12 protein-coding genes are annotated in these 17,164 nt (G+C 73.8%); 9 read left to right on the top strand and 3 right to left on the bottom strand.

The window, feature by feature from the left end:
• Positions 1 to 23: 23 nt before the first annotated feature.
• Positions 24 to 1,304, bottom strand: coding sequence for an MFS transporter (locus ABD347_RS25825; RefSeq protein ID WP_344365607.1), 1,281 nt, complete (start codon positions 1,302 to 1,304; stop codon positions 24 to 26).
• A gap of 180 nt (positions 1,305 to 1,484) precedes the next feature.
• Here ABD347_RS25825 and ABD347_RS25820 point away from each other — a divergent pair, with 180 nt between their 5' ends.
• The 4 genes from ABD347_RS25820 (at position 1,485) to ABD347_RS25805 (ending at position 10,150) form a co-directional block, all read left to right on the top strand.
• On the top strand, positions 1,485 to 2,204 hold the full coding sequence (locus tag ABD347_RS25820) for a GntR family transcriptional regulator (RefSeq protein WP_425575769.1): 720 nt from the start codon (positions 1,485 to 1,487) through the stop codon (positions 2,202 to 2,204).
• Positions 2,205 to 2,388: 184 nt separating this feature from the next.
• Positions 2,389 to 3,915, top strand: a complete 1,527-nt coding sequence (locus ABD347_RS25815; protein ID WP_344365605.1) for a hypothetical protein — start codon at positions 2,389 to 2,391, stop codon at positions 3,913 to 3,915.
• Positions 3,916 to 4,375: 460 nt separating this feature from the next.
• Positions 4,376 to 5,314 (top strand): hypothetical protein, encoded by a 939-nt coding sequence (locus tag ABD347_RS25810; RefSeq protein WP_344365604.1) that lies wholly within the window; start codon positions 4,376 to 4,378, stop codon positions 5,312 to 5,314.
• Positions 5,315 to 5,389: 75 nt separating this feature from the next.
• A complete protein-coding gene (locus ABD347_RS25805) occupies positions 5,390 to 10,150 on the top strand; it encodes a hypothetical protein (protein WP_344365602.1) in 4,761 nt (1,586 codons plus the stop codon).
• 327 nt (positions 10,151 to 10,477) lie between these two features.
• Here ABD347_RS25805 and ABD347_RS25800 read toward each other — a convergent pair whose 3' ends face one another.
• Positions 10,478 to 10,924, bottom strand: a complete 447-nt coding sequence (locus ABD347_RS25800; RefSeq protein WP_344365600.1) for a hypothetical protein — start codon at positions 10,922 to 10,924, stop codon at positions 10,478 to 10,480.
• A 373-nt stretch (positions 10,925 to 11,297) separates the two neighbouring features.
• On the opposite strand from ABD347_RS25800, the gene ABD347_RS25795 reads away from it, so the two are divergent.
• From ABD347_RS25795 to ABD347_RS25780, 4 genes are read left to right on the top strand one after another with little or no spacing between them, the layout of a single operon-like run.
• Positions 11,298 to 14,087, top strand: coding sequence for a nitrate- and nitrite sensing domain-containing protein (locus tag ABD347_RS25795; protein WP_344365598.1), 2,790 nt, complete (start codon positions 11,298 to 11,300; stop codon positions 14,085 to 14,087).
• Positions 14,084 to 14,524 carry a roadblock/LC7 domain-containing protein gene (locus ABD347_RS25790; RefSeq protein WP_344365595.1) on the top strand — a complete coding sequence of 147 codons (441 nt, stop codon included), beginning with the start codon at positions 14,084 to 14,086 and terminating at the stop codon, positions 14,522 to 14,524. The genes ABD347_RS25795 and ABD347_RS25790 overlap by 4 nt, the downstream gene beginning before the upstream one ends.
• A 10-nt stretch (positions 14,525 to 14,534) precedes the next feature.
• Positions 14,535 to 14,963: a DUF742 domain-containing protein gene (locus tag ABD347_RS25785; protein WP_344365592.1), complete on the top strand. Its 429-nt coding sequence runs from the start codon at positions 14,535 to 14,537 to the stop codon at positions 14,961 to 14,963.
• Positions 14,944 to 15,555, top strand: a complete 612-nt coding sequence (locus ABD347_RS25780; protein ID WP_344365591.1) for a GTP-binding protein — start codon at positions 14,944 to 14,946, stop codon at positions 15,553 to 15,555. Before ABD347_RS25785 ends, ABD347_RS25780 begins: the two co-directional genes overlap by 20 nt.
• Before the next feature lie 102 nt (positions 15,556 to 15,657).
• Here the strand turns inward: ABD347_RS25780 and ABD347_RS25775 are convergent, their stop codons facing one another.
• The gene (locus ABD347_RS25775; RefSeq protein WP_344365590.1) at positions 15,658 to 16,476 is read right to left on the bottom strand and encodes a M15 family metallopeptidase; all 819 of its coding nucleotides are present in this window, start codon (positions 16,474 to 16,476) and stop codon (positions 15,658 to 15,660) included.
• On the opposite strand from ABD347_RS25775, the gene ABD347_RS25770 reads away from it, so the two are divergent.
• The gene (locus tag ABD347_RS25770) at positions 16,475 to 17,020 is read left to right on the top strand and encodes an NUDIX domain-containing protein (protein ID WP_344365588.1); all 546 of its coding nucleotides are present in this window, start codon (positions 16,475 to 16,477) and stop codon (positions 17,018 to 17,020) included. The genes ABD347_RS25775 and ABD347_RS25770 overlap by 2 nt on opposite strands.
• The last annotated feature ends 144 nt before the right edge of the window (positions 17,021 to 17,164 follow it).

Raw genomic sequence — 17,164 nt, 5'->3', positions numbered from 1 at the left:
GGTGGTGTCTCCCTACTGGTGTGTCAGCTGAGCTCGCGGCCGCGTGTCTCGGGCAGGCCCAGCAGGGCCAGTACGGCGATGCCGTAGCCGACCGCGCCGAAGACCAGCGCTCCGCCCACGCCCCAGCTGCCGGCGAGGAAACCGACGAGGGTGGGGAAGAAGGCGCCCACCGCGCGGCCGGTGTTGTACGTGAACCCCTGCCCCGTGCCGCGTACCGCCGTCGGGTACAGCTCGGCGAGGAACGAGCCGAACCCGCTGAAGATCGCCGACATGCAGAACCCCAGGGGGAAACCCAGGACGAGGACCAGGCCGTTCGCCCCGGAGGGGATGTTGGTGTACGCGAGGATGCACACCGCCGACAGGACGGCGAAGATGACGATGTTGCGCTTCCGCCCGAGCCGGTCGGTGAGGTAACCACCCGTCAGGTAGCCGATGAAGGCGCCGGAGATCAGGAAGGTCAGATAGCCGCCGGTGCCGACGACGGTCAGTCCGCGGTCGTTCTTGAGGTACGTCGGCACCCAGGTGGCCAGGGTGTAGTAGCCGCCCTGGACGCCGGTGGAGAGCAGTGTGGCGAACAACGTGATCCGCAGCATGCCTGACCGGAAGATGGCGGTGAAGGAGCCGCGCTCGCCGCTGGACCTGCGGATCTCGGCGGCGTGCGGGGCGTCCTCGACGTTCCGGCGGACCCAGATCACGAGCAGCGCCGGCAGGGCGCCCGTCCAGAACATCACGCGCCACGCGGTGTCCGGGTCGAGGAAGTGGAAGACCAGCGTGTAGACGATGACCGCCAGGGCCCAGCCGACCGCCCATGCGCTCTGGATGCCGCCGAGGGTCCGGCCGCGGTGCTTGGCGGAGGCGTACTCGGCGACGAGGATCGCACCGACCGCCCACTCGCCGCCGAACCCGAGCCCCTGGAGGGCGCGGAAGACCAGCAGCGTCTCGTAGTTGGGCGCGAACCCGCACAGGACGGTGAAGAGCGCGTAGGTGATGACGGTGATCATCAGCGCCTTCACCCGGCCGATCCGGTCGGCGAGGATGCCCGCGAGGACGCCGCCGACGGCCGACACGACGAGAGTGACGGTCGTGAGCAGGCCGGTCTGGCCGCTGCTCAGGCTGAAGTACGCGGAGATCGCCACCATGCTCAGGGGCAGCGTGAAGAAGTCGTAGGAGTCCAGGGCGTAGCCGCCGAACGCGCCGCCGAAGGCGCGCCGGCCGCGTGGACCGAGGGCGCGCAGCCAGGCGAACGCTCCGGTGTCGTCGGGCAGTTCGCCCTTGGCCGGCCGAGGGGTCTGGGTCGTACTCATCTGCACCTCGCAGTGGGGGAGGCGGGACTGAGCGGTGGAGGGTGAAGCGGATCGGTGCGGTGTCCCCAAGGTAGGGATCGTTGAACGATCCGACAAGAGGTTCGTCCTCTCGTTCCCGGCTCCTCGTTTCCTTTTACGATGAGCGGAGCGGAAGCCGCGGACGGACGAGATGAGGACGCTGTGGGGAAGACGGGCGCCGAGAGCGGTGGACTGGCCGACGACCGGGCGCTCCTGGGGCGTACGAGCACCGCGGAACGGGTCGCGGACATCCTGCGCACCCGTATCGCCGAGGGGTTCTTCCGGCCCGGCACACGGCTGTCGGAGGACAGCATCGGCGGCGCGCTGGGGGTGTCCCGCAACACGTTGCGCGAGGCGTTCCGGTTGCTCACGCATGAGCGGCTGCTCGTCCACGAGCTGAACCGGGGGGTGTTCGTGCGGGTCCTCGCCGTCGAGGACGTCGTCGACATCTACCGCACGCGGCGGCTCGTCGAACGCGCCGTCGTGCACGACCTCGGGGAGCCCCCGTTCCTCCTCGACGGCTTGGTCCGGGCGGTGACCGCGGGTGAGCGTGACGCGCGGGCGGGGGACTGGAAAGGCGTCTCCACCGCCAACATCCACTTCCACCGGGAGCTGGTCGCCCTCGCCGGCAGTGACCGCATGGACGAACTGATGCGCGGCGTCCTCGCCGAACTCAGGCTCGTCTTCCACATCGTCGACGACCCCCGTGCGCTGCACGAGCCCTATCTCCTGCGCAACCGGGAGATTCTGGACGCACTGGGCGCGGGTGAGCGGGTGAAGGCCGAGCGGCTGCTCGTGGAGTACCTGGACGACTCTCGTGACCAGTTGGTCCAGGTTTATGCCCATGTGATGGAGAGCGGTCCGGTGACGGCCGACGACTGACGGCGCTTCCGGCGCACGCGCTGCGGTACCCGCGTGTACGCCTTCACGGCGCTCCGGCGCGCGGACTCGCGGCCCTTTCGCGCGCGGGCCGACGGCCCTTCCGCGCACCGGTCGGCAGACGGGGCCGCGCGGGCCATCTGCGCCGTTTCGACCGTTGTCAGTGCGAGGACCTAATCTGTGCAGCGTGACTTCGCCTGCCTCGACGGAATTCGTTCCGCCCCAGCTCAGCGCGGGGCCGCGGCCCGCTCAGGGCCCGGCCGCCGACGAAGGGCTCGCGCGGCGGCTGCGCGCGCTCGCGTGCACCGCGCCCCTGCACGACCTGGACGCGCGCAAGGCGAACCTGGCGGGGGAGTACTCGACGTACGCCATGGCGGAGGTCGCCCTCGCCGCGATCGACCTCGTCACGCTCAACATGGACTTCGACACCGGCGCCGACCACGAGCAGATCGTCGCCCGGCTGCTGCCCCGGGTCGCCGCCCAGGCCCCGCGGCGCCCCGCCGCCGAACACGAGCGCGTGGCCCGCTGGGTCCTGGAGAACCTGATCAACGTCGGCAGTGTCGACCGGGGCTTCCGCGCGGTGTACGGCACGTTCGGCACCGACGGTGTGTACGTACGCCGCGACTACGACTTCAAGCTCATCGAGGAGGTCCCCGGTTACGGCGGCGCCGTCTACCTCCGTACGACCGACGAGGCGGTCAACGTCCTCGTCGGCGCCCTGGACACCGATGTCACCAGCGCGCAGATCGCGGCCGAGGTGAAGCTCGAGGTGCTGATCAGCCGCGGCCGGCTCGCCGACGCGCAGCTCGCCGCGGAACAGGCGAGGTACCGCACCGTGCAGTACGCGGAGACGCTCCGCAGGACCCTGGAGGCCACCCGGCGCAATGTCCGGGCCGTCGACTGGCTCGGCGCGGTACCGGACATGATCGACGAGGCGCTCGACCACGTCGCCGACCGGTACCGCCACGAGAACGCCATCCTCACCAACATCCGCAAGGCGCGGGACGAGGCCGAGGACCAGGAGCACAAGCGGCGCGCGGCCGAACTGGTCGACATCGTCAAGGACTGCATCCGACGCCACACCCAGTTGCAGTCCCGGCTCCTCGAAGCCGGACCGCTGTTCCGGGCCGAACAGGACCGGCAGGCCTTCGCCCAGCCCACCGCCCGTTCCGGACTCGACCTCTACGGCCAGCTGCTCGCACCGATCCTGCCGCTGCCGGTGGAACAGGCGAGCAGGGTCACCGACGCGTACTTCGCCCACGGCACCGGGCTCCGCGCCCCCGGCTCGGTCCGGATGGGCGACCTGGTCGAGATGCTGCTGATCCCGCCGGTGGAGCGGGAGCATCTGGGCGCCGAGATGCCGGAACCCGACGTGATCGCGACGCCCGACGACAGCCGGTTCAGCGAGGCACAGCTGGCCACCGCCATGGAACTGCTCGACCTCGAGCACGACGCGCCGCGCCGGCTCTCCGGCCTGCTCGCCGAGGCCAGACGCCGCGACCCCGAACTGCCCTACCTCGTGGCCCTGCTGGCGGTACACGCGGCGAGCCCCCCGGTCGGCACGGCCTACCGGCAGGGCGAGGAGCGCCTGCTGTTCTCCGTCGACGACGGCACCGAGCTGGACGACCCCGAGTTCGGCGGGGCGGACCTGATCGTCGGCACCGCTCTGCTGGACGCGGCGGGCATGGCCGCCGACCGTACGGACGCGACATGACGAGCCCCGTGCTCGTCCGCGTCGTCGGCGGCACGCCCCCTCGCGCCGCCCTCCGGCCCGCTGCCCTCACCCGCCCCGCCGTCGGGCGCCCCGACCGCCCTCCGGGCGTCGGGCCGCTCTCCGGCGCGCGCCGGAGTTCCGCGGACCACCACGCGGTGCGCCCGCCCGCCGCCCCAGGCGCGCCGTCCCGCCCGCCCCTCGGCCCGGGCGGGGCGCCCCACCTGCCCGGCCGCCTGGGGGCGCGCCGCGCCGGAGGCGGCGCCCAGCGCCGGGTGCAGGGCCTCCCCGGCCCTCGCACCCCGGAGCCGAAGGCCCCGGAACGCCCGCCGGGCAGCTCCGCCGTCGCCCAGCGCCGCCGCCGCGAGCCCGCACGGCACAGCCCCGGCCGCCCTCCGGGCGTCGGACAGCCCCCCACGTCCCCATCACGACACCGATCCACCCGCACCGAGGAGCCCCAGCCGTGAGCGACCACCACGCCGAGCACGCCGACGCGTGGAGCGAGCCGGACGCCACCCAGGCGGCGCACCCCGCCGCGTCCGGCACCGCCGCGCCCACCGGAGCCCCCCTCGGCGGCTCCCCCGTCACACCCGCCGACGCGGCCGACGCCGCCCGCCTCGTCTCCTTCGGGCTCCAGCCCAAGCTGCTCCCCGCCCGCGACGCCGAATACGCCGACCTCCTCCGCCGCTACCGCGAGGAACCCGCCTTCGCGCGGGTCGCCGACGCCGTCGCCACCGGCCTGGGGCTCATCGTCCTGGAGGTCTCCCCGCGCGCCGGCATGGCCGTCACCGCCGCGGAGGACTCCGTCTTCGCCGTCCGCATGGGGGACTACGCCCGCCGCGCCTCCACCGACTCCGCCGACCGGTTCCTCCACGGCCTGGCCCACCTCGCCGTCGCCGCCATGGCGTTCCCGCGCCCCGAGGACCTCGCCGACGACGGGTACATCGGCCGCATCACCGTCAACGGCGTCGACGCCTTCGTACGCCAGGCCTGCCGCCGTCTCGAGGAGCGCGCCGAGGAACAGGGCGAGAACACCGACCCCGCCACCGACACACCCGGCCTGGAGGCCGCCTGGCGCATCTACGCGCGGCGCAGCGCCACCGGCGCCACCAAGGACGCCCGCCGGCTCGCCGGATCCACCACCGGCATCATCGGCAAAGCCGTCGCCTTCCTCACCGACTCCGGCTTCCTCCAGCGCACCGGTGACGAGGGCGGCGGCTCCTACCGCACCACCGCCCGCTACCAGCTCCAGGTCCGTGACATGGCGGGCAGCGCCGCCATGGCCGAACTCCTGGACCTGGGCGTCGTCCCCGTCACCGACGGCTCCGCCACCCTCCTGCCGCCTCCGGAGGGGGACGACCTCGAGCTGGCCGCCGACGCCGGTCTGCCCTTCCACGCCTGACCCGCCCACGTCCGACACTCCACGCCTCACACGCGCAAGCGCAACACGACAGCACACGACTGAGAGTCCGCCGACATGTACGAGTTGTCCCGGGTCCGCCTCTACTCCATCGGGCCGGCCGGTGCGCGCTACGCCGACACCGTGCTGGACCTGCGCGGAGTGGGCGCGCCGGTGCCCAACCCCGCCCCCACCCAGGCGGAGTTCTTCGAGGAGGAGCCGGTCGGCCCGCCGCGCCGCCCCGCGCCCGCGGGCGTGCTCTTCCTGGAGAACGGCGGCGGCAAGTCCGTCCTGCTCAAGCTGATCTTCTCGGTGATGCTGCCGGGCCACCGCAACACCCTCGGCGGTGCCAGCTCCGGTGTGCTGCGCAAGTTCCTGCTCGCCGACGACTGCGGCCACGTCGCCCTGGAGTGGCAGCACACGCTCACCGGCGAGCTCGTCGTCGTCGGCAAGGTCAGCGAGTGGCGCGGCAGGCAGGTCTCCAACGACCCGCGCAGGTTCGCCGAGGCCTGGTACTCCTTCCGCCCGGGGCCCGGCCTCGGGCTCGACTCCCTCCCGGTCGCCGAAGCCACCTCCGTACGCCCGCCCGCCGAAGGTGTCTCCGGCGCCCAGGGACGCCGCCGCACCATGAAGGGTTTCCGTGACGCCCTCACGGAGGCCGGCAAGGCGTACCCGCACCTGGAGGTGTACTGGGAGGAGATCCACGACCGCTGGAACGAACACCTCGGCGACCTCGGCCTGGACCCCGAACTCTTCCGCTACCAGCGGGAGATGAACGCGGACGAGGGGGAGGCAGCCGGCCTCTTCGCGGTCAAGAAGGACTCCGACTTCACCGACCTCCTGCTGCGTGCGGTCACCGACACGCGGGACACGGACGGCCTCGCGGACCTGGTCAGCGGCTTCGGCAACAAGCTGGGCCGCCGCGCCGAGCTCACCGCCGAGCGGGACTTCACCGCCGGTTCCGTCGACCTCCTCGGCCGGATCGTCGACGCGGCCGACACCCGCGCGCGTGCCCGTGACGTCCACGCCGGTGCCGAGCGCCGCACCCGTACACTCGCCACCCGCCTCGCCGCCCGCGCCGGTGCGGAACGCGGCCGTGCCGCCGAGCTCGCCCAGCGGGTCACCGAGGCCGCCCACACGGTCACCGAGGCCGAGCAGGCCCGCGCCCGCGCCTCCCGCGTCGCCGCCGAACTGGCCTACCGCCACGCCTCCCTGGCCCTCACCGCCGCCGAGAAGGGCGCCGCAGCCCAGCGCCGCGAACTGATCGACGCCCGCACTCTCCACGCGGCCTGGCAGGCCGCCGAGGCGGTCCTGAGGCACCGCGCCGCCGCCGACCGCTCCGCGCGCGTGGCGGCCGCCATCCGCGAGGCCGAGCGGGACGCCGCCCCCGCGCTCGCCGCCCGCGCGAAGGCCGCCGCCGACCTCGTACGGGCGCTGCACGCGGCCGCCGAGGAGGGCGAGCGCCACGCCGACGAGGAGGAGGAGCGTTCGGCCGCCCTCCAGGAGGCGGGTGAGACCGCCCACCACGACGCCACCGCCGCCGCCACCGAGGCCCAGCGCGCCCGCAGCGAAGCCGGCCACCTCCGACAGCGCCTCGCCGAGGTGGAGCAGGAGACCGCCGAAGCCGTACGGGCCGGCTGGCTCGACGACACCGCCCCGGACGCCGACCCCGCCCGCGCCGCGCTCGCCGCCAGCGACGCCGAGAAGACCACCGTCGCCGCCTGGGACGCGGCCCGTGACGCCGCCCGCGCGGCGGCTGACCGCGCCCGCGAGGCCGCCGCTTCGGAGTCCCGTGCCGAACTGGCCGCGGCGCGCGCCGCGGACGCCGCCCAGGCCGCGGAGAACGCCTACCAGGCCGAGCGCCGCGCCGCCGAGTCCATCGCCGCCGAGGAACGCCTCGCCGAACTGCTGAGCCTGCCGTCCGCCGCGCAGCCCGCCGCCGCGGGGCCCGTGACCGGCAGGCCCTCGACCGGGGAGCCGTCCGCCCCCGGGCACGCCGAACCGTCCACCGCCCGGCCCGCCGTACCGGGACCCCGCCAGGGCGCGGACGCCCGGTCCGGCGGCGACGGGGCACCGGGACCGGCGCGGGCGGGCCAGGGCCCGCTCACGGTGGAGGAGTTCGACCGGTACGCCGATGAACTGCGCGACCTCCTCGACCAGGGCATCGCCTCCGCCGAACGCAAGCTCTTCGAGCTGCGTACCGCCGCCGCCGACGACTCCCGCATCCTCGGCGCCCTCGGTGACGGCGGTCTCCTGCCGCCGGGTCCCGACGTCCTCGCCACCGTCGAGTACCTCGGAGAGCAGGGCATCCCCGCCCTCCCCGGCTGGCGCTACCTCGCGCAGGCGGTCGCGCCCGCCGACCACGCCGCCGTGCTGACCGCCCGCCCCGAGCTGGTCGACGGCATCGTGATCACCGACCCGGTCTCGTACGCCAGGGCCCGCGAGGTCCTGGCCGGCGCGGCCCTGCTGCCGCGCTCAGCGGTGGCCGTGGGCACCGCCGCCGCGCTGCTCGCGCCCGTCCCGGCGCCGACGGGCCCGGGGACGGACACGGACACGGACGTCTTCCTCGTCCCGCCGAACCCGGCCATGCACGACGAGCACGCCGCCGACGAGGAGCGCCAGGCGCTGCGGGCCCGCGCCGCCGCCCGCGACGAGGAGATCCGCACCCTCGCCGCCCGCCTCACGGGCGACCGGTCGCTCGCCGCCCGCATCGGGTCCTGGCGCGACGACTGCCCGCCCGGCATGCTCACCGAACTCGCGGAAGCCGCCACCACCGCGCGCGTGGCCGCCGAAGCCGCCGAGGCAGCGCTCGCCGAGGCCCGCACCGTGCGGGCGGAGGCCGACGAGGTGGCGGCCGACACCGCCCGCGTGCGCGACGAGCGGCAGGAAGCCGCGCAGCGGGCCCGCCGGGTCGCCGACGCCCTCGCCGGCCTCGCGTTCCGGCTGCGCGAGCGGGCCGGCTGGCAGGCCAGGCTCCGCGAGCTGGCCGACGAGGCCGCCGAGTCCGAGGCCCGCGCCCAGACCTGCCTGGAACGGGCCCGTGCCGCCGACGAGGACCGCCGCGCGGCGCAGCGTGCCGCCGACGACGCCCATCGCACCGCCCGCGCCCTACGGGCCGAACGCGCCGAGATCGCCGGCGCCCCCGAGAACCTGCCGGAGGAGGACGCCGACGCTCCCCGCGTGCCTCTCGCCGCCCTCCGTGAGGCGTACCGCGCGGCCTCCCAGTTGTACGAGAAGGTCGGCGTCGGCGCGGACCTGCGCGCCGAGCAGGCCCGGGCCGAGAGCGACGAGAGCGCCGCCCTCGCCGAACTGGACCGCCTCACCAACAAGGTCCGCACCCGCGCCGCCCAGTTGCTGGAGAGCCCGGACGGCGCCGACGGCCCGTCGCGTCAGGCCGCGGCCGCCCGCGCCGAGTCCCTGGTCCAGATGCTGGAGTCCCGGACGTCGGAGGCCAGCGAGAAGCTCGGCCGACTGCGCGGCGAGGCCGAGCGCCTGGCCCCCACGGAGGGCGAGGCGCACACCGAGCTGCCCGAGGAGCTGGTGCCCACCGACGCCGACCACGCCCAGTCCCTCCTGCGGACCGCCACCACCGAACTGGCGATCCGCACCGAGGCGCTGGAGACCGCCCGCGCCACGCACGCCCGGCTCCTCCAGGCCCACCATGTCGCCGAGGACGCCGCGAGCGGGTTCGACGAGACGGCCGCCCTCCTGCGCGACCTGCTCAGGGAGCACGCCGACGAGGACCAGGAGAGCCCCGAACCGTACCCGGGCAGCCTGGAGGAGGCACGCCGGTCCGCCACCGAGACGCGGCGCTCCCTGCGCGGCTGCGCGACCGACCTGTCGGCCGCGGACGCCGGCGTACGGGAAGCCTGCGACGTCCTCGTACGGCACGCCAACTCCACCCGTTACGAGCAGGTTCGCACCCCTGCCCGGCAACAGATCCGGGAACTGCCCGCGTCGGCCCTGCCGGAGCACGCCGCCAAGTGGGCCGACGCCTTCGCACCCCGCCTGCGCGTCCTCACCGATGAGCTGGCGCAGCTGGAGCGCAACCGCGACTCGATCGTCGACCGGCTGCGGGGCCTGGTCGAGTCCGCGCTGGCCACGCTCCGTTCGGCGCAGCGGCTGTCGCGGCTCCCGGAGGGCCTCGGCGAGTGGTCCGGCCAGGAGTTCCTGCGCATCCGGTTCGAGGAGCCCGACCAGGCGACGCTCGTCGAGCGGCTCGGCGAGGTCATCGACGAAGCGACCCGCGCGGCCGTCAAGAAGAACTCCGACCTCCGCCGCGACGGCATGTCGCTGCTGCTGCGGGGCGTCCAGGCCGCCCTCCAGCCCAAGGGGGTGGCGGTGGAAATCCTGAAGCCCGACGCGGTGCTGCGGGCCGAGCGGGTTCCGGTCGGGCAGATGGGCGACGTCTTCTCCGGTGGTCAGCTGCTCACGGCCGCCATCGCCCTGTACTGCACGATGGCCGCCCTGCGGAGCAACGACCGGGGCCGAGACAAGCACCGGCACGCCGGCACGCTGTTCCTCGACAATCCGATCGGCCGAGCCAACGCCACGTACCTGCTGGAGCTCCAGCGCGCGGTCTCGGACGCGCTCGGCGTCCAGCTGCTCTACACCACGGGCCTGTTCGACACGACCGCTCTCGCGGAGTTCCCCCTGGTCATCCGCCTGCGCAACGACGCGGACCTCCGGGCGGGGCTGAAGTACATCAGCGTGGAGGAGCATCTGCGCCCGGGCCTGCCGCAGCCGGCGACCGAGGGGGAAGCGGTGGTGCACGGCGAAATCACCGCCACCCGCATGTTCAAGCGCGGCCCGGCACCGGAACCGGCGCTCAGCGACTAGCCGTATCGCACACACGCCCGCGCACCGCAGACGAACCGGCCCCGCACGAGCCGGTTTCCACCAGCGGGGCCGCGCGACCCGGCTCCGACGGGCGGGCGAGGCCGCGTGACCCGGCCCCGCACCACCCGGCCCGTACGCACCGGCCCCCGCGCCGCCCCGCGCCACCCGGCCCGTACGCACCGGCCCCCGCGCCGCCCCGCGCCACCCGGCCCGTACGCACCGGCCCCCGCGCCGCCCCGCGCCACCCGGCCCGTACAGCCCGGCCGAGCGTGGGCCGGCTCCGTCCCGCCAGGCAGGGGGCCCGTCCGCAGCCCGGCCGTGCCGGGGTCAGGCCCGCGACAGCCGATTGTCGCGCGCGCCCTGCCGGCCCGGTACGCGCACCGCCCCACGGGCCTCCCCACGGGCCTCCCCACGCGCTTCCCCGCGTGCCTCCGTGCGGGCGGCCCGTTGGGCCCTGCGGCGCTCCCGGCGGAGGTGACGTGCCGTACTGCTCGGCGTCGACACGACGCCGTGGCGCTGGTTCCACACCTGCCGGGTCACCCACACGTCCAGTACGGACCAGGTCGCGACCACCGTGCTGCCGATGCTGCTGAGCACCGTCGGGAAGGCCAGCCAGGAGGCCGTGAGCGTACAGAAGAACGCCACCATCGCCTGTATGAGCGTCAGCGCCGTGATGAGCACGGCGCGCACCGCCGCCATACGCACGGGATCGGGGAGCCTCCGCCTCCCCACCGGTTCCTCCACCCACAGTTCGCGTCGCGCCGCCGTCTCCATCCGAACCGCCACTCCCCACGCCCGACCGTCTCAAGGGGTGGCTGCCCGCCTTGAGCCGCTTTACGCCGACAGTTCTCGCCTTCCCGTACAGGAGGACGATCGACGGTCGGGGAAGATTCCCCCGGAACATGCAATTCCAGCCATCCGGCCATCACGCAGAAATGACGCCCTGCCAGGGGCCATCCGCCCCAGTGGCGACCGTCAACTCGCCGAATACCAGGACAACTCACGATCTGCGCGGAACAGTGCGGCTGAAAATCGCCCGGACGTCCCTTCGAGTTGTCCGTGATGCAGTAGTAGGCTCGCGCCGTTTATTGCTGTGTTGACGTGTACACCCACGCCGGGCGACAGGCGGGTGCGAGTGGGGGAGGCCATGCGCTTTCGCGGGAAGTCGATCCGCAGGAAGATCGTGGCGTTGCTCCTTGTGCCGCTCCTCTCCCTCACCGGCCTGTGGGGATTCGCCACCTACATCACGGGCCGCGAGGCCGGCCGGCTCCTGGACGTCGGCCGTATCGTCGAAAGGGTCGCGCACCCGCTCGAGGAGACCGTCAACGTCATCCAGCGGGAGCGCCGCCAGACGCTGATCTACCTCGCCGACCCACGTTCCGCCGAGGCCCTGCCCGTACTCCGCCGCGACCGCACCGCGACCGACCGGGCCATCGCCAGGATCCGGGCCAGCGCCAAGGACCCCGGTGTCGTCGACGCCCTGAGCACCCAGGCGTCCGCGAGGCTCACCTCCCTCCTCGCGGCCCTCGACGACCTCGGCGCACTGCGCCGCTCCGTCGAGAACCGCGCCGTCGGCCGCCTCCAGGCACTGGACTTCTACAACCGCCTCGTGGACCCCTGCTACAGCTTCCTCGGCAACCTCCACGCCCTGGAGAACGTGGAGGTGTACAAGCAGGGGCGGGCTCTGACCGGTGTCGTACGGGCCCGCGAGATGCTCTCCCGCGAGGACGCCCTGGTGGTCTCCTCACTCATCAGCAAAAGGATCACCGCCCAGGAAATACGTGCCATCTCCGACCTCGCCGCCCACCGCGAGCTGCTCTACGAGGTCAACCTGGATCTCATGCCCGGCTCCGAACGCGAGGTCTTCGAGGCGTACTGGCGCGGCCCCCGGACCGAACCGCTGCGCGACGCCGAGGACGCGCTGCTCGCCGAGGGGGCCACCGGCGAGACCCGCACCATCGACGCCGCGCGCTGGGAGAAGCTGGCGGCCCCCGTCCTCGACGAACTCGCCCGCGAGAACGCCGAGGCCGGCCACCGCTACCAGGACCGCGTCGAGCCCGCCGCCCACAGCGTGCTGCTCAAGGCGGGTGTCGCCGGCGTGCTCGGGTTCCTCGCCCTGCTCATATCGGTCGTCGTCTCCGTACGCGTCGGCCGCGGCCTCGTGCGCGACCTTCGCCGGCTGCGGAAGGAGGCCCAGGAGGTCTCCGGCGTACGGCTGCCCAGTGTGATGCGCCGCCTCGCCGCCGGCGAGCAGGTCGACGTCGAGACCGAGGTGCCGCACCTGGAGTACGAGAGGGACGAGGTCGGCCAAGTGGGCCAGGCCCTCAACACCCTCCAGCGGGCCGCCGTGGAGGCCGCCGTCAAGCAGGCCGACATGCGCCGCGGCGTGTCCGAGGTCTTCGTCAACCTCGCCCGCCGCAACCAGGTACTCCTCCACCGCCAGCTCACCCTGCTCGACACCATGGAACGGCGCACCGAGGACACCGAGGAACTCGCCGACCTGTTCCGCCTGGACCACCTGACCACCCGCATGCGCCGCCACGCCGAGGGCCTGGTCATCCTCTCCGGCGCGGCGCCCTCACGGCAGTGGCGCAAGCCGGTCCAGTTGATGGACGTCGTACGTGCCGCGGTCGCCGAGGTCGAGGACTACGAACGCGTAGAGGTGCGGCGTCTGCCGCGTATCGGCGTCGGTGGCCCGGCCGTCGCCGACCTCACCCACCTCATCGCCGAGCTCCTGGAGAACGCCACCGTGTTCTCCCCACCGCACACCGCCGTCCACGTCCACGGCGAGCGGGTCGCCAACGGCTTCACCCTCGAAATCGACGACCGTGGCCTCGGGATGGCCCCCGAAGCGCTGCTCGACGCCAACCTGCGGCTCGCCGAGACCCCCGAGTTCGAACTCTCCGACACCGACCGGCTCGGCCTCTTCGTCGTCAGCCGCCTCGCCCAGCGCCAGAACGTGCGGGTCTCGCTCCAGCCCTCTCCGTACGGAGGGACCACCGCGGTCGTGTTCATTCCGGCCGCGCTGCTCACCGACGCACCCGAGACCCAGGGCGCCGGTTTCCGGCTCGACCGCAAGAGCGGCAAGGAGGCCCCGCACCGGCGGGCGCCCCTCTCCAAGGCGCCCTCCCGCCTGTCCTCCGCCACCGGCCCGTCCGTCCTCGACGGACCGGTCGAGCTGGAGGCCCCGGTCGGCGCGCTCGACGCCGACGACCGGCTCGCCGGCCTCACGGACCTCGACGACCGGCTCAGCGACCTGGTGGAGAAGGACAACACGGGCGGCGGGCTGTTCCGCGCCCGCCCGCCGCTGCGCCCCGTGACCGGCCGCCACACCGACCACGAGCAGCACCAGCAGGCCACCGACCAGGCTCCCGAGGCGACGACGGGCGGCCTCGTCCCGCTCCCGCGCCGCAAACCGCCGACGCTCGTCGCACACCGCGGCCGACGCCTGGACGAACGCGGCCGCACGCACCCGGCGCCGGGCGCGCCCGCCCAGACCGGCCCCGCGCAGACGCCCCCCGCGCAGACGGCCCCCACTCGCACCGCACACGGGACGCCGTCGGCGCCCGGGACACCGTTCGGGACCACATCGGGCGCACCGGCCGAAACCGCGTCCAGAGGGCCGGAGGGGAACCTTCCCCCCGCTGCGTCCGACGACGACGCCACCCTGCTGCTTCGCGGCCTTCCCCGGCGCGTACGCCAGGCGAGCCTCGCGCCCCAGCTCCGGGAGGCTGCCCGGCGCGCCGCCGTGGAGGACGAGGACACCGATCGCGGCTCGGAAGACGCCACCGAGCGCGAAGCGGAAGAAGTACGCAGCCGTATGGCAGCGATGCAACGAGGCTGGCAGCGGGGCCGCAGGCAGAACGCCGAGAGCGCCCCGCCCGCCGGCCACGGCGGAACAGCACGAGGAACGACACCCGAGGGGGACGGTCGATGACCGCACCGAACGCCGCAGCAGTACCCGACTCAACCGGCTCCACCGGCGAGCTGAGCTGGCTCCTCGACGAGCTGGTCGACCGGGTCGGCTCCATCCGCAAGGCGCTGGTGCTCTCCAGCGACGGCCTCGCCACCGGGGCCTCCAGGGACCTCAGCCGTGAGGACAGCGAGCACATGGCAGCCGTCGCCTCGGGGTTCCACAGCCTCGCCAAGGGCGTCGGCCGCCACTTCGACGCCGGCCGTGTGCGGCAGACCGTGGTGGAGCTGGAGGACGCCTTCCTCTTCGTCACGGCCGCCGGCGACGGCAGCTGCCTCGCCGTGCTGGCGGACGCCGACTCCGACGTCGGGCTCGTCGCGTACGAGATGACGCTGATGGTCAAGCGGGTCGGGGCCCACCTGGCGACGGCACCTCGGACCGGACCGCACACCGGAGGGTGAGGGGGATGCGATGAGTGACGCAGCAGGTCCGCGGAACCGGCACAGACGCCGGGGCCGCCATGAACCGCACCACTGGTTCGACGACGAAGCGGGCCCGGTGGTCCGCCCGTACGCGATGACACGCGGCCGTACCAGCAGCGCCACCCGCCACCGCCTCGACCTGATCGCGGTGGTCGTCCCCGAGCCCGCGGCCGACGACCCCGGCCGCGACCAGACGTTGTCACCGGAACACGTGGAGATCGTCGAGCGGTGCAGCGACCTCCCCCGGTCGATCGCGGAGCTGGCCTCCGGCCTGGACCTCCCCGTGGGGGTGGTCCGCGTCCTGGTCGGCGACCTCGTCGAGGACGAACTCGTCCACGTAACCCGTCCCGTACCGCCGGCCGAGCTGCCGGACGTCAGCATCCTCCGTGAGGTGATCAATGGCCTTCGGGCGCTTTAGCACCGGCCGCAAGAAGCGACCGGTCGAGCCGGTGACGCTGAAGATCCTGGTCGCGGGCGGGTTCGGGGTGGGCAAGACCACCCTGGTGGGCGCGGTCAGCGAGATCAGGCCGCTGCGCACGGAGGAGACCCTCACCGAGGCCGGCCGGCCGGTCGACGACCTGCACGGTGTGGAGACCAAGTCCACGACCACGGTCGCCATGGACTTCGGTCGCATCACGGTCCGCGAGGACCTGGTGCTGTACCTCTTCGGTACGCCGGGCCAGGACCGCTTCTGGTTCCTCTGGGACGAGCTGGCACAAGGCGCCCTGGGAGCGGTGGTGTTGTGCGACACCCGTCGTCTGGAGGACAGCTTCGCCGCGATCGACTACTTCGAGCGGCGCGGCATCCCCTTCGCGGTGGCCGTCAACTGCTTCGAGGGAACGGCCCGCTTCCCCGCCGAGACGGTCCGGGCGGCACTCGACCTCGACCCGGAGGTGCCGCTGATAATGTGCGACGCGCGGGAACGGGAGTCGGTCAAGGCGGTACTGGTCGCCGTGGTCGAACACGCCCTGACCCGCGCCGCCCGCACCCGCGAGCCCGTCACCACCTGAGCCACGGCGGCCCGTACCCCCACCGGCCGGGGTGCGGGCCGCGAGCACCCGCCCCGGCCGCCCGCCCCGGCCGCCCGCGCCGACGACCCGCGAGACCGTGACTCAGCGCCCCGCCACCGACCGCCTGGAGACCGGGAAGTCGAAGTACGTGCCGGGAAACGGCTCCGGCCGGTACGTGAAGTGCCACCACTCCTCGGGGAGGTTGACGAACCCCTCCGTGCCGAGCGTGCTCTTCAGCATCTGCCGGTTCGCCCGTTGCACCCCGCGCACGCGCGGGTCGTCGGTGTGGGAGAGGGAGTCGAAGCAGTCGAAACCCGTCCCCATGTCCACGGAGTTGTCGGGAAACCGTTCCCCCCGCGGGGCGTAGCAGGGCACCAGCACTTCACCCGGCTCGTAGGGACGGGTCGGCGCCGCGGGGAGCCTCACGATCGTCACGTCCACCGTGGAGCCCCGGCTGTGCCCGGACTTCTCGGCGATGTACCCGTCCGCGAAGAGCCGGGACTTGGGCACCAACGGATAGAACTCCGCCTTCATCTCCTCGTCCCGCGGATCCTTCGCCCACCGTACGAAGTGGTCCACGGCCCGCTGCGGCCGGTAACAGTCGTACACCTTCAGCGAATAACCCTGCCGCAGCAGCTTCACCTGCGCCCGGTGCAGCGCCCGCGCGGCCGGCCGGGTCAGGATGCACACCGGCTGCCGGTAGCCGTCCACCGGCTCCCCCACGAAGTTGTGCTCGGTCGTGTAGCGCATCTCCTGGATGATCGTCGGGTCGACGGAGCGGAGAGCCACGAACTCCCTCGGGGCCCTCGGCTCGGACGTGGCCCGCGCTGCGGGCACAGCGGCCGTCGACACGGAGAGGAACGCGGCGGCGGCCGCCACCAGAGCCCGGGGACGGGAAGCCACGGAAGCAAGACCTGTCATGCACACCATCTACCAGGTGGGGGAGGAATCGGTACAGTCCCACTCCGTGAAGGACTCCCACTGCACCAGTTGCGGCGCTCCTTACCCGGCCGGTTCCGGCCGGCCACGCGCCTGCCCGGCCTGCGGCGCCGTCGCCTACCGCAACCCGCTGCCCGTCGCCGTGGCACTGCTGCCCGCGGCCGACGCGCGTGGCACGGGCCTCGTCGTCATCACCCGCACCATCGAGCCGCAGCGCGGCGGCATCGCCCTGCCCGGAGGCTTCATCGACCACGCCGAGGACTGGCGGGACGCGGTGGTGCGTGAACTGAAGGAGGAAACCGGCATCGAGGCCCCGGCCGGTGACGTGACCCTTGCCGACGTGATGAGCTCGCCCGCCGGCCACCTGCTGGTCTTCGGCCTCCTGCCGGAACGCCCGGCCCGCGACCTCCCGCCCTCCGCCGCCACCGACGAAACGGCCGGCCACCACCTCCTGCGCGCCCCGGCGGAACTCGCCTTCCCCCTCCACACGGCGGCGGCCGCCAACTGGTTCGCGGGCCGCTACTGACGCGGCGCCCTGCTCGGCGGCCCCACGCCTCACTTGCCCCGCCGTCCGCCCCCGCCGTCCGCCCCCGCCCTCGCTCCCCCCGCCCCCGCCGCCCTCCCGAACCTCGCCCTCCGCCCCGCCCGCCCCCTCACCGCGCCCCCTCAC

The sequence above is a fragment of the Streptomyces gobitricini genome, from assembly GCF_039532985.1.
GTDB lineage: Bacteria > Actinomycetota > Actinomycetes > Streptomycetales > Streptomycetaceae > Streptomyces > Streptomyces gobitricini.
The sequence above is the reverse complement of the archived record's forward strand: the minus strand, read 5'-3'. Positions and strand labels throughout refer to the sequence as shown.

Excerpts from the sequence above, each read along its gene's own strand:
- ABD347_RS25825 (WP_344365607.1), bottom strand. The coding sequence starts at position 1,304 with ATGAGTACGACCCAGACCCCTCGGCCGGCCAAGGGCGAACTGCCCGAC.
- ABD347_RS25805 (WP_344365602.1), top strand. The coding sequence starts at position 5,390 with ATGTACGAGTTGTCCCGGGTCCGCCTCTACTCCATCGGGCCGGCCGGT.
- ABD347_RS25800 (WP_344365600.1), bottom strand. The coding sequence starts at position 10,924 with ATGGAGACGGCGGCGCGACGCGAACTGTGGGTGGAGGAACCGGTGGGG.
- ABD347_RS25795 (WP_344365598.1), top strand. The coding sequence starts at position 11,298 with ATGCGCTTTCGCGGGAAGTCGATCCGCAGGAAGATCGTGGCGTTGCTC.
- ABD347_RS25790 (WP_344365595.1), top strand. The coding sequence starts at position 14,084 with ATGACCGCACCGAACGCCGCAGCAGTACCCGACTCAACCGGCTCCACC.
- ABD347_RS25785 (WP_344365592.1), top strand. The coding sequence starts at position 14,535 with ATGAGTGACGCAGCAGGTCCGCGGAACCGGCACAGACGCCGGGGCCGC.
- ABD347_RS25780 (WP_344365591.1), top strand. The coding sequence starts at position 14,944 with ATGGCCTTCGGGCGCTTTAGCACCGGCCGCAAGAAGCGACCGGTCGAG.
- ABD347_RS25770 (WP_344365588.1), top strand. The coding sequence starts at position 16,475 with ATGCACACCATCTACCAGGTGGGGGAGGAATCGGTACAGTCCCACTCC.
- ABD347_RS25775 (WP_344365590.1), bottom strand. The coding sequence starts at position 16,476 with ATGACAGGTCTTGCTTCCGTGGCTTCCCGTCCCCGGGCTCTGGTGGCG.